22 protein-coding genes and 1 tRNA gene are annotated in these 23,608 nt (G+C 68.6%); 11 read left to right on the forward strand and 12 right to left on the reverse strand.

What is annotated here, in order from left to right:
* Positions 1-68 precede the first annotated feature (68 nt).
* The 3 genes from ACFWIW_RS23555 to ACFWIW_RS23565 are packed head-to-tail and all read left to right on the forward strand — an operon-like array spanning position 69 to position 2,474.
* Positions 69-317 carry a hypothetical protein gene (locus ACFWIW_RS23555; protein ID WP_378370408.1) on the forward strand — a complete coding sequence of 83 codons (249 nt, stop codon included), beginning with the start codon at positions 69-71 and terminating at the stop codon, positions 315-317.
* 22 nt (positions 318-339) lie between these two features.
* Complete coding sequence (locus tag ACFWIW_RS23560; RefSeq protein WP_005166973.1) at positions 340-1,344, forward strand: ArsA-related P-loop ATPase; 1,005 nt, start codon at positions 340-342, stop codon at positions 1,342-1,344.
* A complete protein-coding gene (locus ACFWIW_RS23565) occupies positions 1,344-2,474 on the forward strand; it encodes an ArsA family ATPase (protein WP_038521085.1) in 1,131 nt (376 codons plus the stop codon). The genes ACFWIW_RS23560 and ACFWIW_RS23565 overlap by 1 nt, the downstream gene beginning before the upstream one ends.
* Positions 2,475-2,537: 63 nt before the next feature.
* On the opposite strand, the gene ACFWIW_RS23570 is transcribed toward ACFWIW_RS23565, so the two are convergent.
* Entirely contained in the window at positions 2,538-2,855 is a 318-nt protein-coding gene (locus ACFWIW_RS23570) for a WhiB family transcriptional regulator (RefSeq protein WP_005166974.1), read from the reverse strand.
* Positions 2,856-3,205: 350 nt separating this feature from the next.
* On the opposite strand from ACFWIW_RS23570, the gene ACFWIW_RS23575 reads away from it, so the two are divergent.
* The 3 genes from ACFWIW_RS23575 to ACFWIW_RS23585 all read left to right on the forward strand — a co-directional run bounded on the left by ACFWIW_RS23575 (position 3,206) and on the right by ACFWIW_RS23585 (position 6,678).
* Positions 3,206-5,374: a transglycosylase domain-containing protein gene (locus ACFWIW_RS23575; protein WP_378370409.1), complete on the forward strand. Its 2,169-nt coding sequence runs from the start codon at positions 3,206-3,208 to the stop codon at positions 5,372-5,374.
* 275 nt (positions 5,375-5,649) lie between these two features.
* The gene (locus ACFWIW_RS23580; protein WP_378370498.1) at positions 5,650-6,576 is read left to right on the forward strand and encodes a metallophosphoesterase; all 927 of its coding nucleotides are present in this window, start codon (positions 5,650-5,652) and stop codon (positions 6,574-6,576) included.
* A gap of 28 nt (positions 6,577-6,604) precedes the next feature.
* Positions 6,605-6,678: transfer RNA gene (locus ACFWIW_RS23585), tRNA-Pro, on the forward strand.
* A gap of 398 nt (positions 6,679-7,076) precedes the next feature.
* On the opposite strand, the gene ACFWIW_RS23590 is transcribed toward ACFWIW_RS23585, so the two are convergent.
* Positions 7,077-7,757 carry a methyltransferase domain-containing protein gene (locus ACFWIW_RS23590; protein ID WP_378370410.1) on the reverse strand — a complete coding sequence of 227 codons (681 nt, stop codon included), beginning with the start codon at positions 7,755-7,757 and terminating at the stop codon, positions 7,077-7,079.
* Between the two features lie 39 nt (positions 7,758-7,796).
* On the opposite strand from ACFWIW_RS23590, the gene ACFWIW_RS23595 reads away from it, so the two are divergent.
* A complete protein-coding gene (locus ACFWIW_RS23595; RefSeq protein ID WP_378370411.1) occupies positions 7,797-9,641 on the forward strand; it encodes a prolyl oligopeptidase family serine peptidase in 1,845 nt (614 codons plus the stop codon).
* 14 nt (positions 9,642-9,655) lie between these two features.
* Here ACFWIW_RS23595 and ACFWIW_RS23600 read toward each other — a convergent pair whose 3' ends face one another.
* The 6 genes from ACFWIW_RS23600 to ACFWIW_RS23625 all read right to left on the reverse strand — a co-directional run bounded on the left by ACFWIW_RS23600 (position 9,656) and on the right by ACFWIW_RS23625 (position 13,675).
* Positions 9,656-9,841 carry a 2-hydroxymuconate tautomerase gene (locus ACFWIW_RS23600; RefSeq protein WP_101611157.1) on the reverse strand — a complete coding sequence of 62 codons (186 nt, stop codon included), beginning with the start codon at positions 9,839-9,841 and terminating at the stop codon, positions 9,656-9,658.
* 10 nt (positions 9,842-9,851) lie between these two features.
* On the reverse strand, positions 9,852-10,478 hold the full coding sequence (locus ACFWIW_RS23605) for a TIGR03085 family metal-binding protein (protein WP_378370412.1): 627 nt from the start codon (positions 10,476-10,478) through the stop codon (positions 9,852-9,854).
* 62 nt (positions 10,479-10,540) lie between these two features.
* The gene (locus ACFWIW_RS23610) at positions 10,541-11,938 is read right to left on the reverse strand and encodes a glutamate decarboxylase (RefSeq protein WP_378370413.1); all 1,398 of its coding nucleotides are present in this window, start codon (positions 11,936-11,938) and stop codon (positions 10,541-10,543) included.
* 72 nt (positions 11,939-12,010) lie between these two features.
* Positions 12,011-12,487 carry a Dps family protein gene (locus tag ACFWIW_RS23615; RefSeq protein ID WP_240596886.1) on the reverse strand — a complete coding sequence of 159 codons (477 nt, stop codon included), beginning with the start codon at positions 12,485-12,487 and terminating at the stop codon, positions 12,011-12,013.
* Positions 12,488-12,544: 57 nt separating this feature from the next.
* On the reverse strand, positions 12,545-12,967 hold the full coding sequence (locus ACFWIW_RS23620) for an organic hydroperoxide resistance protein (RefSeq protein ID WP_378370414.1): 423 nt from the start codon (positions 12,965-12,967) through the stop codon (positions 12,545-12,547).
* Between the two features lie 138 nt (positions 12,968-13,105).
* A complete protein-coding gene (locus ACFWIW_RS23625; protein ID WP_378370415.1) occupies positions 13,106-13,675 on the reverse strand; it encodes an NADPH-dependent FMN reductase in 570 nt (189 codons plus the stop codon).
* Positions 13,676-13,822: 147 nt separating this feature from the next.
* Here ACFWIW_RS23625 and ACFWIW_RS23630 point away from each other — a divergent pair, with 147 nt between their 5' ends.
* Complete coding sequence (locus ACFWIW_RS23630; protein ID WP_378370416.1) at positions 13,823-14,869, forward strand: alpha/beta hydrolase; 1,047 nt, start codon at positions 13,823-13,825, stop codon at positions 14,867-14,869.
* A gap of 260 nt (positions 14,870-15,129) precedes the next feature.
* Here ACFWIW_RS23630 and ACFWIW_RS23635 read toward each other — a convergent pair whose 3' ends face one another.
* Both ACFWIW_RS23635 and ACFWIW_RS23640 read right to left on the reverse strand, forming a co-directional pair.
* On the reverse strand, positions 15,130-15,660 hold the full coding sequence (locus ACFWIW_RS23635; RefSeq protein WP_378370417.1) for a hypothetical protein: 531 nt from the start codon (positions 15,658-15,660) through the stop codon (positions 15,130-15,132).
* 432 nt (positions 15,661-16,092) lie between these two features.
* Positions 16,093-17,535 carry a catalase gene (locus ACFWIW_RS23640; protein ID WP_378370418.1) on the reverse strand — a complete coding sequence of 481 codons (1,443 nt, stop codon included), beginning with the start codon at positions 17,533-17,535 and terminating at the stop codon, positions 16,093-16,095.
* A gap of 207 nt (positions 17,536-17,742) precedes the next feature.
* Here ACFWIW_RS23640 and ACFWIW_RS23645 point away from each other — a divergent pair, with 207 nt between their 5' ends.
* Positions 17,743-18,885 carry an MFS transporter gene (locus ACFWIW_RS23645; protein WP_378370499.1) on the forward strand — a complete coding sequence of 381 codons (1,143 nt, stop codon included), beginning with the start codon at positions 17,743-17,745 and terminating at the stop codon, positions 18,883-18,885.
* Positions 18,886-18,914: 29 nt separating this feature from the next.
* On the opposite strand, the gene ACFWIW_RS23650 is transcribed toward ACFWIW_RS23645, so the two are convergent.
* Both ACFWIW_RS23650 and ACFWIW_RS23655 read right to left on the reverse strand, forming a co-directional pair.
* Positions 18,915-19,286 carry a hypothetical protein gene (locus tag ACFWIW_RS23650; RefSeq protein ID WP_378370419.1) on the reverse strand — a complete coding sequence of 124 codons (372 nt, stop codon included), beginning with the start codon at positions 19,284-19,286 and terminating at the stop codon, positions 18,915-18,917.
* Positions 19,287-19,348: 62 nt separating this feature from the next.
* The gene (locus ACFWIW_RS23655) at positions 19,349-20,539 is read right to left on the reverse strand and encodes an RtcB family protein (protein WP_378370420.1); all 1,191 of its coding nucleotides are present in this window, start codon (positions 20,537-20,539) and stop codon (positions 19,349-19,351) included.
* Between the two features lie 239 nt (positions 20,540-20,778).
* Here ACFWIW_RS23655 and ACFWIW_RS23660 point away from each other — a divergent pair, with 239 nt between their 5' ends.
* Both ACFWIW_RS23660 and ACFWIW_RS23665 read left to right on the forward strand, forming a co-directional pair.
* Positions 20,779-22,278, forward strand: coding sequence for a M48 family metallopeptidase (locus tag ACFWIW_RS23660; protein WP_378370421.1), 1,500 nt, complete (start codon positions 20,779-20,781; stop codon positions 22,276-22,278).
* Positions 22,279-22,287: 9 nt separating this feature from the next.
* The gene (locus tag ACFWIW_RS23665; protein ID WP_378370422.1) at positions 22,288-23,388 is read left to right on the forward strand and encodes a DUF4034 domain-containing protein; all 1,101 of its coding nucleotides are present in this window, start codon (positions 22,288-22,290) and stop codon (positions 23,386-23,388) included.
* The last annotated feature ends 220 nt before the right edge of the window (positions 23,389-23,608 follow it).

The raw sequence follows: 23,608 nt of genomic DNA on the forward strand, positions 1-23,608 counted from the left end.
CCCCCTTCCCTCGGCTGAGCCGAGGGAAGGGGGCCTTCACGCGCTTTGGACGGCGCTACGGTGGGGCCGTGGAGACCTGGCGTGTGGTCGCGACCGTCCTGCTCGCCGCGGCCGGGCTGCCGCTGGTGCTGGTCCTGATGGCCAAGGCGCGGGACCGCACGGGCCGCTCGGGGACGGTCGCGATCACCGGCGCGGTGGCCCTCGTCGTCCTCCTGCTGCTCGGTGTGGTGATGCTCACGGTGCTGCCCGGAGCTTTGACCTGGACTCTTCTGGGACTGGTCGTGGCCGCGCTCGGCGTCATGATGCTGGCGAGCTGACCGCTCAATTAGGGTGGGACCGGTGAGCACACCCCTTGCCGGCTGGACCGACGAACTCGCGAGAGCCAGGCTGCATTTCGTCACCGGTAAGGGCGGGACGGGCAAGACCACGCTCGCCGCCTCGCTGGGCCTCGCGCTCGCCAAGGGCGGGCGCCGAGTGCTGCTGATCGAGGTCGAAGGCCGCCAGGGCATCGCCCAGCTCTTCGACACCGAGCCGCTCCCGTACGCCGAGCAGCGCATCGCGGCCGTGCCCGGCGGTGGCGAACTGCGCGCCCTGCACATCGACGTCGAGGCCGCGCTGCTCGAATACTTCGAGATGTTCTACAACCTCGGCTTCGCGGGGCGGACGCTGCGGCGGATGGGCGCGATCGAGTTCGCGACCACGCTCGCGCCGGGTCTGCGCGACGTCCTGCTCACCGGGAAGATCAAGGAATGCGTCGGCCGCACCGAATCGGACGGCCGCCACACCTACGACGCCGTCGTCGTCGACTCGCCGCCGACCGGCCGGGTCGTGAAGTTCCTCGACGTCACCAAGGCGCTCACCGATCTCGCCAAGACCGGCCCGATCCGCGGCCAAGCCGACGGCGTCGTGCGGCTGCTGCACTCCGGTGAGACCGCGGTCCACCTGGTGACGCTGCTGGAAGAGATGCCGGTGCGGGAGACCGTCGAAGCGGTCGCCGAACTCGACGGCGCCGACCTGCGTCCCGGCGCCGTGCTGGTCAACCGGGTGCGCCCGCCGCGGCTGCCCGCCCGTTCGGTGACCGCCGCCGCCGATGGCCGCGTCGACGCCTCGCGCGTCCGCGCCGGGCTCGCGTCGGCCGGGCTGAACCTGCCCGACAGCACCCTCGACGCGCTCGTCGAGGAGACCGTCGAGCACGCCGTGCGGGTCGCGGCCGAGCAGCGCGCCCGCGAGCAACTGTCCGAAGCGGACTTGCCGGGCCTCGAACTGCCGGATCTGACCGACGGGGTCGACGTCGCGGCGCTCTACGACCTCGCCGAAGCGCTGACCGAGCAGGGGGTGCGCTGATGTCGGACGTCCTGGAGGTCGACAAGCTGATCGACGATCCGGAGAGCCGGGTCATCGTGTGCTGCGGTTCCGGCGGGGTCGGCAAGACGACCACCGCGGCGGCGCTCGCGTTGCGCGCCGCCGAACGCGGACGGCAGACGGTGGTGCTCACCATCGACCCGGCCCGGCGGCTGGCGCAGGCGCTCGGCCTGCGTGAACTGGGCAATCACCCGAAGCAGGTGCAGGTCGAAGGGTTCGAGCCCAAGGGCGAGCTGTGGGCGATGATGCTCGACATGCGCCGCACCTTCGACGACATGGTGCGCGTGCACGCCGGCCCGGAACGCGCCGAGCAGCTGCTGCAGAACCCCTTCTACCAGACCATTTCCACGTCGTTCTCCGGCACACAGGAGTACATGGCGATGGAGAAGCTCGGGCAGCTCGCGGCCACCGACGAATGGGATCTGATCATCGTCGACACGCCGCCGAGCCGGTCCGCGCTGGACTTCCTCGACGCGCCGACACGGCTTTCGAGCGCGCTCGACGGCCGGATGATCCGGCTGCTCACCGGTCCGGCCAAGGCGGGCGGCTGGGGTTTGCGCAAGGTCGTCAACGCCGGGTTCTCGATGTTCGCGAAGGCCGTCTCGACGATCATCGGCGGCCAGCTCCTGACCGACGCTTCGGCGTTCATGCAGGCCTTCGACAGCATGTTCGGCGGGTTCCGCGAACGCGCGCGCAAGACCTCCGAGCTGCTGCGGTCCGGCGGGACGTCGTTCCTCGTGGTGGCCGCGCCGGAGCCGGACGCGCTGCGCGAGGCGTCCTATTTCGTGGAGCGGCTTTCGGAAGAGAGCATGCCGCTGGCGGGGCTGGTCGCGAACCGGACGCATCCGGTGCTCGCCCCGCTGTCCAGCGCCGAAGCCGTCGCGGCCGCCGAGCAGCTCGCGAAGGGCGAGACCAGCGCTCCGCTGGCCGAAGCCGTCCTTCGCCTGCACGCGGACCGTGTCGCGCTGGCCGATCGAGAGACGCGGCTGCTCGCCAGGTTCACGCGGGCGCATCCCGAGGTCCCGCTGGTGCGGGTGCCCGCGCTCCCCAGTGACGTGCACGATCTCGAAGGCCTGCGCGACATCGGCACGCGTCTGGCCACCCAGTCCTGAGATTCCGTGAAGGGCCCCTTCCCTACCTTGGACTCAGGGAAGGGGCCGTTCACGAAACCATGATCACGAGACTCGGACGCGTACGTCTTCCTCTTCGTCGATCCCGGTGAAACTGCGCTTCGCCGCTTCAAGCAGGTCCGCCCAGCTGGAAACGTCCGGCCGCCGCCGCAGCAGCGCCCGCCGTTCCCGTTCGGTCATACCTCCCCAGATGCCGAAGTTGATCCGGCCATCGAGCGCTTCGGCGAGGCATTCCGTCCTGACCGGGCAACCGAGGCAGACCGCCTTGGCCCGGTTCTGTTCCGCCCCCCGGACGAACAAGCCGTCCGGATCGGTGTCGCGGCACGACGCATTGACTCGCCAGCTCGACTGGTTGGTTTCCATACCCCCAGCTCCCTACCCTGGTGTTCGACACACCACGGGAGGACGAAAAGCCTGCGCTCCTGCCCCCATGAGCGTGTCTCCCTGTGTGCTCACGTCGGTTGAGCCGACACCTCCCCGGTGCCGGTGCCTCCGTTCGGCCGAATGCGACTGCCGCTCGCACTCACCCGTCTGTCGGCTTTTTCATACGTGAGACGTTGACGGACTGTAGGGGCCCTCGGTTCCCCCCGCCAAGCCCTAGAATGCCTGTCGTTACCGGCCGTCACCTCATGGGGTCGATTTCGTAACCGAATCCACACTTACAGCGAGGTGACGTCACGGTGGGCTAACGGGATCCGCGTACCCTGGTCCGCGTGCGCAAAACGGACGGTCTGCTGAAGCTCATTGGCCTTTGTGTGCTCGCGGGGGTGCTGGTCGCGGGGATGTTGTTCCCGGTGGCGGGTGCCGCGGGCGTGCTGTCGAACCAGGCGAGCGAGACCGTCGACAAGACGTCTTCGGACCTTGCGGACATTCCCCCGCCGTTGGTGACGACGATCACGGACAACACCGGCAAGCAGATCGCGACGCTGTACAAGCAGTACCGCATCCCCACCGCCGAGACCCAGATCAACGACGCCATGAAATGGGCGCTGATCTCGGTCGAGGACAAGCGCTTCTACGAGCACAACGGGGTGGACTGGAAGGGCACGCTGCGCGCGGCGGTCAGCAACAGCACCGGCGGTGACACGCAGGGCGCGTCGACGCTGACCCAGCAGTACGTCAAGAACTACCTGATCAACGTCGTCTACCGGGACGACAAACCGGGCCAGAAGCGCGCACAGGAACAGTCGGTCGCCCGGAAGCTGAAGGAAGCCCGGATCGCGATCCAGCTGGAAACCAAGCTGAACAAGATGCAGATCCTGACCGGCTACCTGAACGTCGTCGAGTTCTCGCGCGAGATCTACGGCGTCGGCGCGGCCGCGAACGCGTACTTCAACACGCCCGTCGAGAAGCTCACGGTGCCGCAGGCGGCGTTGCTGGCCGGTCTGGTGAACAACCCGATCGTCAACGACCCCTGGAAGAGCCCCGCGAAGGCGACCGAACGCCGAAACCTGGTGCTGGACCGCATGGTCGACAACCAGAAGCTCGCGAAGGTGGACGCCGAACGCTTCAAGGCCGAGCCGCTCGGCGTCGTCGAAGGCGGCCCGCAGAAACCCGCGTCGAACTGCACCGGCGCCGGTCCGGAGAACGGTTTCTTCTGCCAGTACGTCGAGGACTATCTCCTCAAGTCCGGGATGACGAAGGACGATCTCTACACCGGCGGCTACCAGATCAAGACCACTTTGGACGAACGGGCGAACCACGAGGCCAAGATGTCGGCCGAAGCCCAGGTCAAGAAGACGCAGGACAACGTCGCGAACACGCTTTCCCTGGTGAAGCCGGGCAAACAGCGACATGAAGTCGTGGCGCTGGCGGCGAACCGTGACTACGGGCTGCACGAAGACCAGGGGCAGACGACGTTCGCGTTGCCCTCCGGCGTCTACAACACCGGCGGTGCCGGCTCGGCGTACAAGGTCTTCACCGCCGCCGCGGCACTGGAAGCGGGGGTCGCGGGGATCAACTCTCCCCTTCCGGTGCCCGACTTCTACACGTCCCACGTGTTCGCCGGTGGTGGCCCCAAGTGCGCCCCGACCGGGCCGCCGTTGCGCTCCCGCTGGTACTGCCTCGGCAACGCGGGTGACTACAACCCGGCGGGCGGGTCCATGTCGATGCAGCAGGCGCTGGCGACTTCGCCGAACACCGCGTTCGTGGCACTCGAAGAGAAGATCGGGAGCACCGGCCCGATCGTGGAGATGGCGCGCAAACTGGGTATGCGCGACACCATGGCCAGCAACCTCGGCGGTGGCGCCGTTGATCCGAAGTCCGACAACCCCGGCGCCAACACCAGCCAGCTGCAGGCCTTCGGGCCGAGGCCCGGCTGGGCCGGGAACGCGTCGTTCACGCTCGGCCCGGCCCCGCTGAGCGGCCTGGAACTGGCGAATGTCGGCGCCACGATCATGAGCGGCGGCGTCTGGTGCCCGCCGACCCCCCTCGCCGGTGTCACCGACCGGGACGGAAAGCCGGTGCCCGTCAAGGAAGCCGCCTGCGAGCAGGTGGTGCCCGAAGGGCTCGCCAACACCCTCGCGGTCGGCCTGAGCCGGGACAGCGCGCCCGGCGGCACGTCGGCGGGCGCCGCGAGTGGCGCCAAGTGGAACCGGCCCGTCATGGGCAAGACCGGAACCACCCAGAGCAACGGTTCGGGCACCTATCTCGGCGCCACCCCGCAGCTCGCCGGCGCGGCGATGGTGTTCCGTCCGAAGGGCGGAAACGGCGGCCTCTGCTACCTCGGCCCGGGTAACGTGACCACTCGCGGCTGCGAAAACATGTTCGGTGGGAAGACGCCGGCGCAGACCTGGTTCGGGGCGATGTCGAAGATCCTCGAAGGCCAGGAAGCCCTCCCGTTGCCTGCTCCGGACCCGAAGTACATGGGCGGCGGACGCTGACCGCGTTCACCAGCGCAAATCACGATGAGTCACGCTCCTCTAACTTTGCGTGACCGCCCGACGGCCTAACGGGGAACAGTGGTCGACGGGATCATGTCGATTGATCGCGACACTCCGCGCCGACCACGGAAAGTGAAGAAAAGAGGCCATTCCAGCGATTTACCGAGATCGCCGGAATGGGGGCGAACGATCACCAGCTGAGAGCACGTAAACTGGACATTGTGAGCACGCTCAGTAACAAAGGCACCTCGAGGGCGACGGTACGGCGCTTGGCCGTGGGAACCGTCGCCCTGGGAGCCGCGACCCTCGGTTACGCGGTCGGTATCGAAAGGCGCCGGTGGACGCTTCGCACCGCGGAGCTCCCGGTCCTCGCGGCAGGGGCGAAACCCTTCACGATCCTCCACATCTCGGACCTGCACATGCTGCCCGGTCACGTGAGCAAACAACGCTGGGTAGCGGCGCTCGACGAACTCGAACCGGACCTCGTCGTCAACACCGGTGACAACCTGTCACATCATCAGGCCGTCCCGTCCGTGCTGCGCGCGCTCGGCCCCCTGCTGGACCGGCCCGGCGTGTTCATCTTCGGCAGCAACGACTACTACGCGCCGAAACCGAAGAACCCCGCGCGCTACCTCATGCCGAAGGGCAAGAAGAAGCGCATCCACGGCGAGCACCTGCCGTGGCGCGACCTCCGCGCGGCCTTCGTCGAGCACGGCTGGCACGACCTCACCCATGTCCGGCGCACCATCGAGGTCGCCGACCAGTACGTGTTCACCGCCGGCGTCGACGACGCGCACCTCCACCGCGACCGCTACGCCGACATCGCGGGCCCGGTGGACACCGCGGCCGCCGTCCGCATCGGCGTCACGCACTCGCCGGAGCCCCGCGTGCTCGACGAGTTCGCCGGCGACGGTTACGACCTCGTCCTCGCGGGCCACACGCACGGCGGGCAGCTCCGCGTCCCGGGCTACGGCGCGCTCGTCACCAACTGCGAACTGGACCGCACCCGCGCCCGCGGCGCGTCCCGCTGGGGCGCCCAGATGTGGCTCCACGTCTCCGCCGGGCTGGGCACCTCACCGTACGCGCCCGCCCGCTTCGCGTGCCCGCCCGAGGCGAGCCTGCTGACCCTCGTCCCACGCGGCACGACCAGCGAGAACCACCGGAAAGCAGCCCCCCGCAAAGCCCGAAACACCGTCCGCTAAACTTCTCCTCGACCCGCTAAGAAGTATCCGGGGTGTGGCGCAGCTTGGTAGCGTGCCTCGTTCGGGTCGAGGAGGTCGTGGGTTCGAATCCCGCCACCCCGACGCAAGATCGAAAGAGCCTTGTTCACCTTGGTGAGCAAGGCTCTTTCGCGTTGCGAGCCGCATGTCATCAAGGCCACCTTTGAGACGCTCGATGCCCCAAAGGCCCCCTTCAGGACATGGCTCCCGTCGCACCGAGCCACCCGACACGTACGCCGCCACTCCCGGGCAGCCCCCGCCACTCCCAGGGGGGGCGACCCCAGGCCCAGTCTATCGGCGAGGGGCGTCGGGACCGAGCGAAAGAGGGGGCGGCGGGGCTGGTTGTCCACAACGGCGGGTGGGTGTGGACAACCGAGGGGCGCCGCGAGGCTCGAGGGTTCCCAATGCCTCATTTGAGACGCTCAGCGACACAGATGAGGCATTGGGAACACCTTGAGACAGAGGCGTCAGCGAGCGAGGGCTCAGCGAGTCGCGAGCAGCTCGGTCCAGCACTGCGCGAAATCCCCATCCCCCGAGCGCGCCCACGACCAGGCCGAGCGGGCGGCCGAGGCGAGCTGGTCGCGGTCCGGGGTCGTCGCGGTTTCCAGCGCCGTCACCAAGCCCGCCTCCACGGACGTCGCCAGCGCGCGGTACGTCGTGTCCGTGCGGTAGCGGGTTTTCGTTCGTACCTCGGTGAAACCGGCGGCGGTGACCGCGGCGGGCAGCGAGCGCCCGGCGAACGGGTCCCCGCCCGCGCGGCGCCACAGCAGATAGTGCCCGCGAAGGGCGGCGTCGACGTTCGCCGTCTTCGGCCGCAGCCGCGCCCGGCTCCAGTCCGATGTGGACAGTGCGAGCGTGCCGCCCGGTTTGAGGACGCGCCGGAACTCCGCCAGCGCGGCACCCGGTTCCCGCAGATACTCGAAAACCGCGTGCGCGAAGAGCACGTCCACGGAATCCTCGGCGAACGGCAGCGCGTACGCCTCCGCCACCAGGAAGTCCACTGTGGACTTTCTGTGCCCGTGGTCGATACCGAGGGTGATCGAACCCGGCCCGCAGCCGACGTCGACGCATCCCATCCCCGGCCCGAACAGCGGTTGCGCGAACACGGCCCGTTCGACCGCCTGACGCGCGGACCGCGCGCGTGGCGCGTTTCCCTCCAGCACCCCGCACACAGTACGGCTCTCCAGTGGCAGGATCGAGGGGTGAGCACGCAGCCAGGCACTGAATATCCGTCCGCGGCGGTCCCGGACCGCCTGTTCGACGACGACGAAGCCGAGACCAGGTGGCGGGCCCGCTTCCACGCGCCGCGCATCTCGGTCCCCGAGTGGGCCATCGACGCCCCCGACGCGAACGTCTACGTCTCCAACGCCAGCGGCGTCTGGGAGGTCTACTCGTGGGACCGGTCGACCGGTGAGCATCGCCGCGTCACCGATCGGCCCAACGGCACCATGCACGCGACCCCGTCTCCCGACGGCCGCTGGATCTGGTGGTTCGACGACACCGACGGCGACGAATTCGGTTCCTGGGTCCGCGAACCGTTCGCGCCGGGCGCCGCCGCCGAGCGCGCGGTGCCGGACGTCCACGACGGCTACCCCGCAGGGCTCGAGATCGGCACGCGGGTGATCGCCGTCGGCGTCTCGACCGACGACGGCAGCGAACTCTTCGCCCACGTCGACGGCGAGACCACCAGTTTCTACAAGCACGAAGACGACGCCGGGATCGCTTCGCTGTCCCGCGACGAGTCGCTGCTCGCCATCTCCCACTCCGAACATGGTGATTCGCGACACCCCGCGCTGCGCGTCCTGTCGACCGACGGCTTCACCACGGTTGCCGACAAATGGGACGGCGAGGGCAAGGGCCTCGGCGCGCTCGAATACTCGCCGGTCGCGGGCGATCAGCGGTTGCTGGTGCTGCACGAGCGTCGCGGCCGCGAAGAGCTCCTGATCTGGGACACCGCCGCGGACACCGAGCAGGAGATCGAGCTGGATCTGCCCGGTGAGGTGGTCGCGGGCTGGTATCCCGACGCGCGGGCGCTGATCGTCGTCCATTTCCACCAAGGCCGCAGTTCCCTGCACCGATACGACCTCACGACCGGCGAGCTGTCCTCTTTGGACACTCCGCCCGGCCGGATCGGCGGCGCGGGAGTGCGCCCCGACGGCACCGTCGAGTACTCGTGGTCCAGCGCCGCGCAGCCGACGGCCGTACGCGCGCGGACGGCGGACGGCGCGGACTCCGTGCTCCTCGAACCGCCCGGCGAGCGCGCCCCCGAGTCCGCACCGGTCACCGACGCGTTCGTCGACGGGATCGGCGGGCGGATCCACGCACTGGTCTCGCGTCCGGCCGGCGCGCCGGAAGGGCCGCTGCCGACGATCTTCTCCTTGCACGGCGGGCCGCATTCGGCCGACGAGGACCGCTTCTCCGCGTACCGCGCAGTCTGGCTCGACGCCGGATTCGCCGTCGTCGAGGTCAACTACCGCGGCTCGACCGGTTACGGCTCGGCCTGGCGCGACGCCATCGAAGGCCGCCCCGGCCTGACCGAGCTCGAAGACGTCGCCGCCGTGCACGACTGGGCCGTCCAAAGTGGACTCGCGGACCCGGGCAAGTGCGTGGTGAACGGCGCTTCGTGGGGCGGCTACCTGAGCCTGCTGGCGCTGGGCACCCAGCCCGCGCGCTGGGCGGCGGGGATCGCCGGGGTGCCGGTGGCGGACTACGTCGCCGCGTACGAGGACGAGATGGAGCAGCTCCGCTCGTTCGACCGGGCACTGTTCGGCGGTTCACCGGAAACGGTGCCGGCGGTGTACCGGGAATGCTCGCCGATCACCTACGTCGAGGCCGTGACGGCGCCGGTGCTGGTGCTCGCCGGGGACAACGACCCGCGCTGCCCGATCCGGCAGGTCGAGAACTACCTCGACCGGCTCACGAAACGGGAGATCCCGTTCGAGTTCTACCGGTTCGACGCGGGCCACGGTTCGCTGGTGATCGCCGAGACGATCAAGCAGACCGCGATCGAGGTGTTCTTCGCGCTGCGAGCCGTCGGGCTTCGCTGACCCCGGCGAGCGGGTCAGCGCTCGGAGAAGAGAGTCCCGCCGGACGCCCAGTGTTCGGCGGGAATCTCGTTGATCGTCACCCAGACACCCTCGGCTTTGCCGCCACAGGTGCGGACGAAGGCGTCGGTCACCTCGCGAACGAGGGCCTGCTTCTGCTCGGCCGTGCGGCCGGGGAACATCGAAACACTGATCATCGGCATGGCCGGAACTCTAGAGCCCGCGGTCGTGTTTCCGGAGCCTGTCCACCGCGTAGGCGTCGCCTTCGAAGGTGATCCGGGCGGCGTCGCGGCCGAAGACGAACAACAGCAGCTCGATCGGCGCGCCGATCACGGTCACCGTGTCCGGGCCTTCCTTCACTCGTGCTTCGCGGCCTTCGGGGGTCTTCAGGATCACGCCGACCGGTGATTTCCGCAGGTTCAGCTTCGAGGCCTGCTTCGCCGACTTCCACGCCGCGGCGTCTCGCGCGGAGTCCGCCGGGCGCGGTTCCCAGCCGGGCTGCCCTCGGCGGACGTCCTCGTGGTGGATCAGGAACTCCGCGCTGTTCGCCAGCTCGTCGAGCGCGCCGATCGACGTCGGCCAGTACCAGGCGGGCCCGGACCGGACCTTGCCGACGACCTCGGACCACGGCCGCGCGGCGTAGGAGTCCTGCACCCGCTGCGTGTACGAAGCGAGCGCGGGCACCAGGATGCCGGGCGCCGCGTCGGGCCGCCGCTCGCGGACCAGCAGATGCGCCGCGAGATCCCGCGTCTTCCAGCCCGCGCACAGGGTCGGCGCGTCCGGGCCGACCTCTTCGAAAAGCTCGCTCAACGCACGACGTTCGTCTCCGGCGACTCCCATACCCCCCGACGTTACGCGCCGGTAGGGCCCGGGGAAATCCGGCGTGACGCAGGGCACCCGGCTCAGTGATGGAACGCGGTCCGCCGTCGCGGGCCGTGATCGAGTTCGGGCAGCAGGCGCCGGAGATCGGCGAGCAGCAGATCGGCGAGATCGTGGGTGAAACCGTTGCGCACCACGATCCTCAGCACCGCGAGATCGGTCCGGTTCTCCGGGAACGTGTACGCCGGGACGAGCCAGCCTCGCTCGCGAAGCCGTCGCGACACGTCGAAGACGTCGAAGCCCTCGACGTCCGGCTTCGTCGTGAAGGCGAACACGGGCAGCTGATCGCCGCGAGTCAGCAGTTCGAACGGGCCCAGCTCGGCGATCCCGTCCGCCAGCTGGGTCGCGACGTCACGCGAAGCCTGTTGCACGGCACGGAAACCTTCGCGGCCGAGCCGGACGAACGTGTAGTACTGCGCGGCCACCTCGGCACCGGGACGGGAGAAGTTCAGCGCGAAAGTCGGCATGTCGCCACCGAGGTAGTTGACGTTGAAGACCAGCTCTTCCGGCAACGCCTCCCTGTCGCGCCACACCACCCAGCCGACGCCTGGATAGACCAGCCCGTACTTGTGCCCGGACGTGTTGATCGACGCCACCCTCGGCAGGCGGAAGTCCCAGCTCAGTTCCGGGTCGAGGAACGGCGCGATCATCGCGCCCGAAGCGCCGTCGACGTGCACGGGGATGTCCCAGCCGGAGCGCTCCGCCAGGCCGTCGAGCGCGGCGGCGATCTCGGCGACGGGTTCGTAGCTGCCGTCGAAAGTGGACCCGAGGATCGCGACGACGCCGATCGTGTTCTCGTCACATCGGGCGATGGCCTCGTCCGCGGTGAGGTGGAAGCGGTCGCCGTCCATCGGCACCAGCCGCGGCTCGACCTCCCAGTATTCGCAGAACTTCTCCCAGCAGACCTGGACGTTCGCGCCCATCACCAGATTCGGCTTCCCGGTGCGGCCCAGTTTCGACCAGCGGCGTTTCAACGCCATGCCGGCGAGCATGCAGGCTTCCGACGAACCGGTGGTGGAACAGCCCATGATCGCGGTGGGATCGGGCGCGTGCCACAGATCGGCGAGGATGTTCACGCAGCGCCGCTCGAGTTCCGCGGTCTGCGGGTACTCGTCCTTGTCGATCATGTTCTTGTCGACGCATTCGGCCATCAGCTCGCGGGCCTGCGGCTCCATCCACGTGGTGACGAACGTGGCGAGGTTGAGCCGGGCGTTCCCGTCGAGCATCAGCTCGTCGCGCACCAGCTGGAGCGCGGTGTCGGGCGGGAGCGCGTCTTCGGCGAGGCTGTCGTGCGGGAGACGGATGTTCGCGGCGAGCGCGGGATACGCGCCGGCGTACAGCGGGTTGGTTCCGGCCTTGCGGTCCTGGCCGGAGGCTCGATCGGAGGCCGGATCGGGCGCGGTTCCCTTGTGCAGCACCATGAGTCGAACGGTAGCGTTTCGTGAGTGGTAAGGACGGTTCTAACCGTCCTTACCACTCACGAGGTGGAGGGGTCAGGCCTGCTGCGCCTGCCACATCCAGTGCGCCTTTTCGAGCTCCTGGGTGATCTCGATGAGGAGGTCCTGGGTGACCAGGTCGCTCTTGTCGGTCTCGTCGATGCGCTTGCGCAGCCGCTCGATCAGCGCCGCGAGGATGCCGACGATCGCGGCGACCGTGGATTCGACGGACTGCCAGTTGTCGGGGTAGTCCGGCAGGCCGGAGCTCTCCACGACGGCCTTCGCCTGGCCGTTCGGCGAGACACCGATGGCGTTGGCGCGCTCGGCGACCTCGTCGACGTACTGGCGCGCGGTGGCGACCAGCTCGTCGAGCTGCAGATGCGCGCTGCGGAAGTTCGCGCCGACCACGTTCCAGTGGGCCTGCTTCGCGATCAGCGACAGGTCCACCAGATCGACCAGCGTGGCCTGCAAGGCGTTACCGGTGATCTCCTTGTCGGCTTCGCTCAACGGACTCTGGATCGGAGACTTGCCCATTTTCGGTCTTCCTTTCAGAAATCAGTCGGTTCGGGAGTGGACCTGCCGCGCGCGGGATCAGACCGACGCGGACAGCGCGACCTCGATGTTGCCGCGGGTCGCGTTCGAGTAGGGGCACACCTGGTGCGCCTGCTCGACGAGCTGATCGGCCTGCGCCTGCTCCAGGCCGGGCAGCGAAACCTTGAGCGCCACGCCGAGCCCGAAGCCCTCGCCCTGCTTGAGCACGCTGACCTCGGCGGTGACGGTGGAGCCGTCCAGCGTCACCTTCGCCTGGCGCGCGACGAGCTGCAACGCGGAGTGGAAACAGGCGGAATAGCCGGCGGCGAAGAGCTGCTCGGGGTTCGTCTTGTCCCCGCCGGGCCCGCCCATCTCCTTCGGGATCGCCAGCGACTCGTCGATGACGCCGTCGGAGGACGTGACCTCACCGTTGCGGCCGTCGCCGCGAGCGGTGGCCACAGCGGTGTACAGAGCCTCAGCCATTCTTCGCCTACCTTCTGGTCTCAAGACACGCCCCGTTGAGCGTCTCTTCGGTGTCAACGTCCCGCAACCGCGAAACCTTGCCACCCCATGGCAGGCATCACGTCCGGGAATTACCCGGACGAAGACCGGTGCAAACGACTAAGCGCGGCCCAGTGCGAACTCGGCGACCTGGCTTCCGATCAGGCGGAGGGTGCGGACGCTCTTCTCGTCCGAGGCGCCGCCTGCTTCGTCGAATTTGGTCTCCGCGGTGTTGATCGAACCACCCAAAGGGGTGGCCCAGCCGCGCAGCGCGTGCGTGATCGTGCGCAGCTGCTCCAGCGTGGTGACCGCGGCCTGCCAGCCGTACGCGACGGCGGCGAGGCCGACCGCGCGGCCGTCGAGATACGGACGGGCGTCGTCGCGCAGGTCTTCGACGTAGTCCAAGGCGTTCTTGACCAGGCCGGAAAGCGCGCCGTGGTAGCCGGGCGAGACGACGATGATCCCGTCTGCGCGCCGGATCGCTTCGACCAGCCGGGTGGCGCGCTCGTGCCGCTCGTCCAGTGCGGTGTCGTAGAAGGGCAACACCAGTTCGGGGCCCGAGATCAGCTCCGTGGTGACTCCGGCCTCGGCCGCGGCGCCGAGCGCGATCCGCAGCGCGCGCTCGGATTGCGAGCCCTCCCGAAGAGAGCCGCCGATACCGAGGACATGCACCGAGTTCGTCGAAGTCACGCTTTCGAGGCTAACCCCTCTACTTAAGTGGAGGACCAGGATCTGGAACGGAGGCCTGCGTCACACCCGTTCGCCGCAACGGACCCGTTCCCGCTGGACGGCATACCTACTCGAAAGTAACCTGGCGGGAAGCCCCCAGGAGGAAGCATGGCGATACCGCTCCAGATCCGTGCCGAGGCCGCGTTTTCGCAGCTGGCGTTCTGGCTCCCGAGGCCGGTCAGACGGGCCATCGCCGGGCCGCCGCTACGCCTGGACGGACAGGAACTGGCGTTGGACGCCCAGCTCCTGCTCCGCCTGCAGAAGCTGGCGAAGGCGTCGCTGGTGCGGGGAAGCGTCGAAGAGTCGCGCAGCATGCTCCTGGCCAGCAGGCATCTGGTGAGCGGACCGACGATCGAACCGGTCGCCACCAGGGAACTGCTCATCCCCACGGGTGACGGCGATCTGCCTGCCACGCTCTACACACCGGCCGGACTGCCGGACCCGTCCGGGCTGCTCGTGTTCTTCCACGGCGGCGGCTGGGTGGTCGGCAGCCGCGCCTCCCACGACAACAGCGTCCGCTACCTGGCGAAACAGGCGGGCGTGCGGGTTCTTTCGGTCGAATACCGGCTCGCGCCGGAGACGCGGTTCCCCGGCGCCACCGAAGACGCGATCGCGGCCTTCGAGTACGCCTACGCGAAGGCGAGGGATCTGGGCGCGGACCCGGCGCGGATCGCCGTCGGCGGCGACAGCGCGGGCGGGAACCTCGCGGCGGTGACGGCGCAGCAGGCGGTGAAACGCGGCGGCGGGGTGCCGGCGTTCCAGCTGCTGTTCTATCCGGCGACCGATTTCACCGTGCGCCGCCGCTCCCGGGAATTGTTCGCGGAGGACCTGTTCCTCACCGATTCGGATATGACCTGGTTCGAAGGCCACTACGTGCCGAAGGGCACCGATCTGTACAACCCGAAACTGTCGCCGCTGCACGGCGACGTTTCCGGATTGCCACCGGCGTATATCGCGACGGCCGGTTTCGACCCGTTGCGCGACGAGGGTGAGGCTTACGCGGAGAAATTGCGGAAAGCGGGCGTTCCGGTGGCGCTCAGCCGCCAGCCGGATCTGATCCACGGGTATCTCAACTTCCTCGGCGTCGGACGGCGGTTCCGTGAGGCGACGGCCGAGGCGGCGGGAGCACTGCGGCTGGGCCTCGCGCCGAGGTGAAAGCCAGAGCCCGGGTGAGGAGAAATGTCCCCACCCGGGCTCCGGCCCCCATTTCGTGGCCCGCCGCCCTGCACGGCGGAACCGGACGACTCCCTCGGTCGGCTGTCTCCCGGAAGCGCGCCGGCGCGACGAGAGACTTCACCCCGCGCGCCTCTTTCGGCCGAAGGCCACGGAAACCTTTTGTAGGGCGCCCCTACCTGCCAACATGAGCTGGTCGCGATCCCGCGCCCTGCGAAAGGTTTCCGTCAGCGCGCGGTTTATCAGGGCGTGGGGAGTGGCACAGGCGGCACCGGAAGCGGCGGGACAGGGAGTCCGCCGAGCAGGCCGCTGAGAATGCCGGTCACGGCCGTGAGCAGGGCTTTCACCAGGTCGCTGACGATCTTCAGCGGTCCGGGAAGGTCCGGGAGCGACGGGATCGGCACCGGCAGCGGCGGCAGCTGACGTGCCTTGGCGGTCGGGTCGGCCAGCAGCCTGCTGGACTCGACGGAACGGCCTTGGGCCAGGTCGCCGAGCTTCTGTGTTTCGGTCTGGATCTGGTAGCGCTTGCCCGCGGCGATGTCACCGAGGACCGGGCTGAGCTTGTCCAAGTCCGCCCGCGTCTTGGCGACGTCACCGGCGTAGGCCACCTTGGTGAGGCCGTCCCGCATCTGCAGCACCTGCGCGGCGAGCGCCTGCGTGTTCGACGAACCCTTTCCACCATCGGTACCAGCCGTCGCGGCGCCGGCCGAGGCCACCGCCAACAGACTGCCGGCGGCGACCACGGCAATCATCCGGGCAATGTTGCCTTTCATTCCTTACCTCCTGGCCTCTGGGACCTGACGAGGTAAATCGATACCCGCCGTATCGGCCGAACACCACCCGATCACCGGATGGAACCGATTTCTAACCCTTACGTGCCGGATTCATTCCCGGGGAAGACCCCCGCAATTGATTAACGTCGAAATCTTGTGCTTCCCCCTGAAGATCATCCTTTCGCCGCCGATTTATGACCACCAGTGACCGGTCGACACCGTGGAACGGCTCGTTCACCCACACCGGCGTAAACGGTGATCGTTTGGCTTCATCACTCCGTCGGACAGGCGTGTCGCACTGCTCCACTCGGGGTGTCCCCCACGCACGCCACGCCACCTTCTGGTTTCACATGCGAGTGGGGACATGGAAACGCCCCCGGTGCGCGCACCGGGGGCGTTCGGTGGTGGGAGCGGCCTCTCGAAGAGAGGTCCTCACTCGCGGAAAGCGTCCGCGACCTTGTCGCCGAGGTCCTTGTCGACCTTCCGCCAGTACTCGAAGACGCGCTCCAGCACCGGCTGGGAGACGTCGTTCGAAGCGTGGCCGATGATGTTGCTCGCGAGCCGCTCTCGCTGCGCGTCGTCCATCACGTCGCGGACGAGCGTGCCCGGCTGGCCGAAGTCGTCGTCCTCGGCGTGGAGCTTGTACGCCGACCGGATGACCTCGTCCTCGACGCCGTAGCCCGAAGCGGTCTCGGAGGCGATCTCCGCGCTCGCGTGCGGGCCGCCGTAGGAGTTCGGCGCGTACACCGGGTCGCCCGGGTTGTTGTAGCGCATCGCGCCGTCACGGGAGTAGCTGTTGACCGGGGACTTCGGCGCGTTGACCGGCAGCTGCGTGTAGTTCGCGCCGATCCGGTAGCGGTGCGCGTCCGGGTACGCGAACAGACGACCCTGCAGCATCTTGTCCGGCGACGGGCCGATCCCCGGCACCAGGTTGGACGGCTCGAACGCGGCCTGCTCGATCTCCGCGAAGTAGTTCGCCGGATTGCGGTCGAGCACCCAGCGGCCGACCTTGATCAGCGGGTAGTCGCCCTTCGGCCACACCTTGGTCAGGTCGAACGGGTTGAAGCGGTAGTCCGCGGCCTCGGCGTACGGCATCACCTGTACGTACAACGTCCAGCTGGGGTGGTTGCCCTGCTTGATGTTCTTGAACAGGTCGCGGATGTAGTAGTCGGAGTCCTCGCCCGCGATGCGGTCCGCGTCGGCCTGCGACAGGTAGCCGATGCCCTGGTCGGTCTTGAAGTGGTACTTCACCCAGAACTTCTCGCCGCCGGCGTTCTCCCACAGGTACGTGTGCGAGCCGAAGCCGTCCATCTCCCGCCAGTTCGACGGGATGCCGCGGTCGCCCATCAGCCAGGTGACCTGGTGCGCGGACTCGGGCCGCAGCGTCCAGAAGTCCCACTGGATGTCGTGGTCGCGCAGGTGGTTGTCGGCTCGGCGCTTCTGCGAATGGATGAAGTCGGGGAACTTGATCGGGTCGCGGATGAAGAACACCGGGGTGTTGTTGCCGACGAGGTCGTAGTTGCCCTCGGAGGTGTAGAACTTCACCGCGAAGCCGCGCGGGTCGCGCCACGTGTCGGGCGAGCCGTTCTCACCGGCGACCGACGAGAAGCGGACCAGGCTCTCGGTGCGCACGCCGGGCTGGAACAGCGCGGCCTTCGTGAACTGACTGACGTCCTCGGTGACCTCGAGGAAGCCGTGCGCACCGCCACCCTTGGCGTGGACGACGCGCTCCGGCACACGTTCGCGGTTGAACTGGGCGTTCTTCTCGATCAGGTAGTGGTCCTGGAGCAGGATAGGGCCGTTGGCGCCTACCGTCAGGGAGTCGTTGTCGCTCGCGACGGGGATGCCCACGTTGTTCGTGGTCGGCAGGGTCACGCCGGTGCCTCCTGGTTCGTGGTGGTGAGCGGTCAGTCACCACCACCCTCCCGCCCAATCTGGAATCAGTCAAGAAACCACCCCGGACCGGGTGAGACGGGCCTCGCGAAAAAAACTTGCACGTGCGTACCAAGTTACGTTCTCATCGGGCGTATGGCCCTCGCTCCGTATCGTCGCGTGTTAGCCGTGCCCGGAGTTCCCAGCTCGATGCTGCTGATGTTCCTGGCCCGGCTCCCGATGACGGCCATGGGCGTGACGATGACGCTGTACGTGGTCAACGATCTCGGCCGCGGCTACGGCGCGGCCGGGCTGATCGGCGCCGCCACCACGCTCGGCAGCGCGATCGGGGCACCGCTCGTCGGCCGGTACGTCGACCGCTACGGGCTGCGGCCGGTCGTCGCGATCTGCGGGCTGGCCTCGTCGACGTTCTGGATCAGCGCGCCGCATCTGCCGTATCAGGTGCTGCTCGCGGTCGCGCTCCCCGCGGGGGTGCTGTCGGTGCCGGCCGGGACGCTCGCACGGCTGGTGCTCACCGCGCTCGTGCCGCTGGAGCAGCGGCGAGCGGCCTATTCGCTGGACACGATCCTGGTGGAGGCGTCGTTCATGATCGGGCCGTCGGCCGGGATCATGGCGATCACCCAGCTGCCCGCGGTCTACGCGCTCACCGGTATCGGGGTCTGCTTCGCGCTTTCGGCGACGTTGATCTACCGGCAGAACCCGCCGATCCGCGCCGAGGCCGACGCCGAGGTGTTCACCGGGGAGCGGCCGCCCGTGCGGAGCTGGCTCACCGGACGGCTCGTGATGGCGATGTTCATCGCCGCCGGTGCGCTGTTCTGCCTGGTCGGCATGGAGCTCGCCGCCTTGGCGACGCTGCGCGCGAGCGGCGACATCACCTGGTCCGGACTGCTGATCACGTTCATGTGCGTCGCGTCCGTGCTCGGCGGGGCGATCCACGGCGCGGTCCGGCGGTCGCTTTCGCAGGGCACGCTGATGGTGCTGCTCGCGGTGCTGACGCTGCCGGTCGGGCTGATCTCGGAGCCGTGGTGGCTGCTGGCGATCGTGCTCTTCCCGAGCAACGTGCTGTGCGCGCCGACGCTCGCGGCGAGCACGGAGACGGTCAGCGCGGCGGCACCGCCGCGGGTGCGCGGCGAGGCGATGGGCCTGCTGGACGCGGCCAGCCGGATCGGGCTGGCGATCGGGAGCCCGATCATCGGGTTCGTGATCGACCACTCCAGCCCCGGCTGGGGTTTCGCGGCGTCGGCGCTGGGCGCGCTGGCGATCGCCTCGGTCGGCCTGTTCTGGCGCCGGTCCCGGACGCCCGCCCAGGTGCCCGCGCTCACCTCCTCCTGAAGTGAGCCGAAAGGGCCCTTCAGCTCCGGCTAGGCGCAGACCTTCCGGAGGGCCTCGATCTGGTCGAGGTTGCGCTTGGTCCAGTCCGCGATCTTGCCCGCGTCCTGGATGTTCTCCTTCTGCACCTGCAGATACGAGTCGGCCATACCGGTGAGCGCGCTCGCGACGTTCTGCTCGCCGACGCTGTTCGCCAGCTCACGCAGGCGCTTCTCCTTGTCCGCGGCGCGCTCCTTGATCGTCGCCGGGTCCGGATTGAGGTCGGCGAGGCTGAGCGCCTCGGCACAGGCACCGACCTTCGTCGCGGCCTTGTTCGTCTGATCGACGGCGTTCGTGACCTCGCTGCAGCCCGCCAGCACGAGCCCGGCGGCCGCCAGTAGCGCCGCGATTCCCAACCTCTTCATGAGGACCACACTAGCGAGAAACGTGGGTGGTATGTCGGGTTCCCCGGCACACCACCCACGATTCAGCCCTTCACGCAGACGACCTGCTTGAGGTGCGCGACCACCTCGACGAGGTCCGTCTGCGCCTTGATCACCGTTTCGATGTCCTTGTACGCGGCCGGGATCTCGTCCACCACACCGGAGTCCTTGCGGCATTCCACGCCGGCGGTCTGCGCGGCGAGGTCCTCGGCGGTGTACAGCTTCTTGGCCTTGTTCCGCGACATCCGGCGGCCCGCCCCGTGCGACGCGGACTGGAAGGACGACGCGTTCCCGAGGCCGCGCACGATGTACGAACCGGTGCCCATGCTGCCCGGGATGATCCCCAGGTCACCCGAACCCGCGCGGATCGCGCCCTTGCGGGTCACCAGCAGGTCGACGCCGTCGTAGGTCTCCTCGGCGACGTAGTTGTGGTGGCAGCTGATCGCGTCGTCGAACGTCGTCTGCGGGACGACCTCCTTCAGCGCCAGCTTCACGAGCGCGACCATGGTGGCGCGGTTGCGCGCCGCGTAGTCCTGCGCCCAGAACAGGTCGCGCCGGTACGCCTGCATCTCCGGCGTGCCCGCGACGAACACCGCGAGGTCCGGATCCGGCAGGTCCGCGTTGTGCGGCAGCTTCCGCGCGACGGCCATATGCCGTTCCGCGAGTTCCTTGCCGATGTTGCGCGAACCGGAGTGCAGCATCAGCCATACGCGGCCTTCGTCCTCGCCGCCCTGTTCGAGGCAGACCTCGATGAAGTGGTTACCACCGCCGAGGCTCCCGATCTGGCGCGACGCGCGGTCGTGCAGGTCCTGGACGCCGGGATGCAGGTCGCCGAAGGACTTCCAGAAGGTGTCCCAGCCACCGACACCGTGCACCTTCGCCGGGTTCACCGGGGTCTTGTGCAGGCCGAAGCCGACCGGGACGGCCGATTCGATCCGGCGGCGGAGCTTCAGCAGGTCGTCGGGCAGGTCCGCGGCGGTGAGCGACGTCCGCACCGCGCTCATCCCGCAGCCGATGTCGACACCGACGGCGGCCGGGGACACCGCGTCGCGCATCGCGATCACGCTGCCGACGGTCGCGCCCTTGCCGTAGTGGACGTCGGGCATGACCGCGACGCCGTGCACCCACGGCAGGTTGGCGACGTTGTGCAGCTGCCGCATGGCCTGGTCCTCGACCGATGCGGGGTCCGCCCACATCCGGATCGGAACCCGCGAGCCTTCGACCGCCGTGTACATGACTTTCCCTTCGTGGAAAACGTTTTGTCGTCGTCGAGAATGCACCGATCGGGCGAACCGGACAAGGCAATTATCCGGTTCCACAATGGACAGTCCACATGCGACAGGCGACGCCGGGGTGATGTTCATCCCGAAGTCTTCGATCGTATTCGAAAAGTGATCGGCCGCGCGAGGCGCTTCGGGCACAATGAGCGCTCGGTGTCGGGGGTACACCAACTCTGGGGAAGGTCCGTTTCACAGTGAAGTCTTTTCGTGGGCTGCTCGCTGCCGTCCTGCTGGCGGGGTTCCCGCTGCTCGTGCTCGCGTTCGTGGGCGGGATCGTCGCGCTCGAAGTGCTGGCCCTGCAGCACAACGTCATCGCGGCGGTGAAGCTCGGCATCATCACCGTGCCGGTCGGCTGGATCCTGCTGAAGACCCTGCTCACGGTCGAGCGGGTGACCGACGACGACGTACCCGGCGTCCAGGTGACGCCGGAATCCCAGCCCGCCCTCTGGGCGCTGGTCCGGGAACTGGCCGCCGAGGCGGGCACCCGTCCGCCGGACGAGATCTACCTCGATCCGGACGTCAACGCCGCGGTCACCGAGCGCACCTCGTGGCTCGGGCTGCGGGTGCTGCGCCGTCGCATGATCATCGGTGTACCGCTGATCATGGGGCTGCGCCAGGACCAGTTCCGCGCCGTGCTCGCGCACGAACTCGGGCATTACAGCAACAAGGACACCCGCTTCGCCGCCCTGACCTATCGCGGGCGCAAGTCGATCGCGCGGGTGGTCGACGGCCTCGACCGCGACGGCTATTTCGAGCGCTTCGTCGGCTGGCTTTTCAAGCAGTACGCGAAGCTGTACTTCGTCGTTTCGATGAGTGTCTGCCGGGCGCAGGAGCTCGCGGCCGATGCCGTCTCGGCGCGGCTCGCGGGTACCGACGCGGCGACGTCGGCCCTGCGTGAGATCGAAGCGCTGGCCGTCACCTGGCGGTTCTTCATGAACAACTACGCCGCGATCGGCTGGGACGCGGGCTATCTCCCGGACCGGTTCGGCGAGGGCTACCGCGCGCTGCTCACCGACCCCGCCCGGGCGGAGCAGATGGAGGAGATGCGCCGGAACCCGTCGGAGGACGAGACCTCTCGGTGGGACTCGCATCCGGCAACCCGGGACCGGGTCGCGACGCTCGAAGCCGGCAGCCGGACCCCGGTCCGCCCCGGCGGCGAACGTCCGGCGACCGAACTGCTGACCGGTGCCGAGAAGATGCTCGACGAGGCGCTGTTCACCGTCTTCTCCGACGAGGCGCACACGAAACGGCGGACGGACTGGCAGTCGCTGGTCGCCATCGGCCGTCGTCACGCCGCCGCCGAAGCCGCCACCGAGATCCTGGGCGAACGCACCCTGGACATGGCGCTGGCCCTGCTCGACGCGGGCAGGCACGAGGAACTGGCCGACCCCGGCGCGGTGCCGCCGGCCGGGGCAGGCCCGCGCGCCCGCCGGGAGTTCGCCGCAGTCTCGGTCCGGCGGCGGCTGGCGGTCGTCGTCCACGCGGCGCTCACCGACGTCGGCGCGGGGCGATGGTCGCTTTCGTGGTCCGGGCCCGCGCCGTTCACCGTGGACGAGCGCCTGGCGGACGGCCTGGAGCCCGCGCTCGACAAGGCCACCGCGGCCGAATCCGACACCGAGCCACTGCGCGCGCTGCTGACGGCCGCCGGAGTGCCCGCCGGCTACCGACCGGCGCTCACTCTTGTCCGTTCTTAAGGAGTTTCCATGCTTTGGCTGCTCAAATCCCGTCAACGCAAGGCCGTCTTCGCCGTGATGAAGGAAGCGAAGCGGCGTGGCGTCAGCATCGACGAGCTCAACAACGTGCTGACGCCCGAAGAGTTCGCCGCGTTGCTGCCGCCGGAGAAACCCAAGTTCAAGGGCAGGATCCCGGACGTCACGCGCTGGGGTCTCCCCGCCGACGGCGAGGTGTCGGCCGAGGAGTACTGGACCGACGGGGAGATCCTCGCCGTACAGGATTCGACCGCGCGCGGCGAATGGGAAGGCGCCGCCGCGCTGCTGGCGTCGACCTGGGGGAACTGGGCTCGCCGCGATCAGGTGACCGGCGCGCTCGGCGAGGCCGCCGCGAAGGACGACGAGTGGCTGCGCGCGTGGCGGAAGGCCCGCCCGGGTGACCCCGGCGCGGCGCTCGTCAACGCGGCTTCACTGGTGGACGTGGCTTGGGAGGTCCGCAGCGCGCTGCAGGCGAAGCACGTCACGCAGGAGCAGTTCGCCGCGTTCTTCCGGGTGCTGGAGCAGGCTGAGGAGGCCGTGCAGGAGGCGGCGGGGCTGGCTCCCGAAGACCCGACGCCGTGGGTGACCGCGCTCACGATCGCGATGGGGCGGCAGTACGAGAACGACCGGTACCGGGAGATCTGGGCGGAACTCGTCGCCCGCGACCCGCGGCATCGCGGCGCGCACTCGCGGGCATTGCAGTACTGGTGCCAGAAATGGTTCGGCTCGAACGAGCTGATGTGGGAGTTCGCCGAGACCGCCGCGGCGAAGTCGCCGGAGCTGGCCCCGCTGTTGCTGCGCGCCGCGCACGAAGCCGAGTTCCAGGACGTGCCCGCGTGGCGTTCCCCGCGGGTTTCCGGCGCGCTCGACGGGATCCTGGCGCTGCTCGACGGCGAGGACTACCCGGAGAAACGGGGAGACCGGGCGTACCTGGCGAAGGCGCTCGTGGAGAACGGGCGCTTCGACGAGGCCGTCGAGCAGTTCCGGCAGCTGGGGACGCGGGCGGACGGCGGGGTGTGGTCCTACAGCGGGGATCCTCGGGCCGAGTTCCTGGCCACGCGGTATGCGGCCTGCGCTGGTGCGACGAAGCCCTGAGGCCGGCGGTCCGTGAGGGCCTCCTTCACTACCTTGAGGGTAGGGAAGGAGGCCCTCACGGACTTGCAGGGGCCCCGACTGTCCACAAGGGACACATGGTCGCCTCACGTGCCCGATTTGGGCGGTTCACCGGCGGGGGGGGGGGTGTGGGGGTTTGTTGGTTTTATAAAAATAAAAAAAACAAAACACCCCAAAAAACCACAAAAAAAAAAAAAAAAAA

Source organism: Amycolatopsis sp. NPDC058340 (genome assembly GCF_042723975.1).
Lineage (GTDB): Bacteria > Actinomycetota > Actinomycetes > Mycobacteriales > Pseudonocardiaceae > Amycolatopsis.

Bases quoted from the DNA above. Each gene is read 5' to 3' on its own strand.
- ACFWIW_RS23620 (WP_378370414.1), bottom strand. From the start codon at position 12,967: ATGGCTGAGGCTCTGTACACCGCTGTGGCCACCGCTCGCGGCGACGGC.
- ACFWIW_RS23665 (WP_378370422.1), top strand. From the start codon at position 22,288: ATGCTTTGGCTGCTCAAATCCCGTCAACGCAAGGCCGTCTTCGCCGTG.
- ACFWIW_RS23645 (WP_378370499.1), top strand. From the start codon at position 17,743: ATGCTGCTGATGTTCCTGGCCCGGCTCCCGATGACGGCCATGGGCGTG.
- ACFWIW_RS23655 (WP_378370420.1), bottom strand. From the start codon at position 20,539: ATGTACACGGCGGTCGAAGGCTCGCGGGTTCCGATCCGGATGTGGGCG.
- ACFWIW_RS23610 (WP_378370413.1), bottom strand. From the start codon at position 11,938: ATGGTGCTGCACAAGGGAACCGCGCCCGATCCGGCCTCCGATCGAGCC.
- ACFWIW_RS23635 (WP_378370417.1), bottom strand. From the start codon at position 15,660: ATGAAAGGCAACATTGCCCGGATGATTGCCGTGGTCGCCGCCGGCAGT.
- ACFWIW_RS23630 (WP_378370416.1), top strand. From the start codon at position 13,823: ATGGCGATACCGCTCCAGATCCGTGCCGAGGCCGCGTTTTCGCAGCTG.
- ACFWIW_RS23605 (WP_378370412.1), bottom strand. From the start codon at position 10,478: ATGGGAGTCGCCGGAGACGAACGTCGTGCGTTGAGCGAGCTTTTCGAA.
- ACFWIW_RS23615 (WP_240596886.1), bottom strand. From the start codon at position 12,487: ATGGGCAAGTCTCCGATCCAGAGTCCGTTGAGCGAAGCCGACAAGGAG.
- ACFWIW_RS23650 (WP_378370419.1), bottom strand. From the start codon at position 19,286: ATGAAGAGGTTGGGAATCGCGGCGCTACTGGCGGCCGCCGGGCTCGTG.
- ACFWIW_RS23600 (WP_101611157.1), bottom strand. From the start codon at position 9,841: ATGCCGATGATCAGTGTTTCGATGTTCCCCGGCCGCACGGCCGAGCAG.
- ACFWIW_RS23565 (WP_038521085.1), top strand. From the start codon at position 1,344: ATGTCGGACGTCCTGGAGGTCGACAAGCTGATCGACGATCCGGAGAGC.
- ACFWIW_RS23570 (WP_005166974.1), bottom strand. From the start codon at position 2,855: ATGGAAACCAACCAGTCGAGCTGGCGAGTCAATGCGTCGTGCCGCGAC.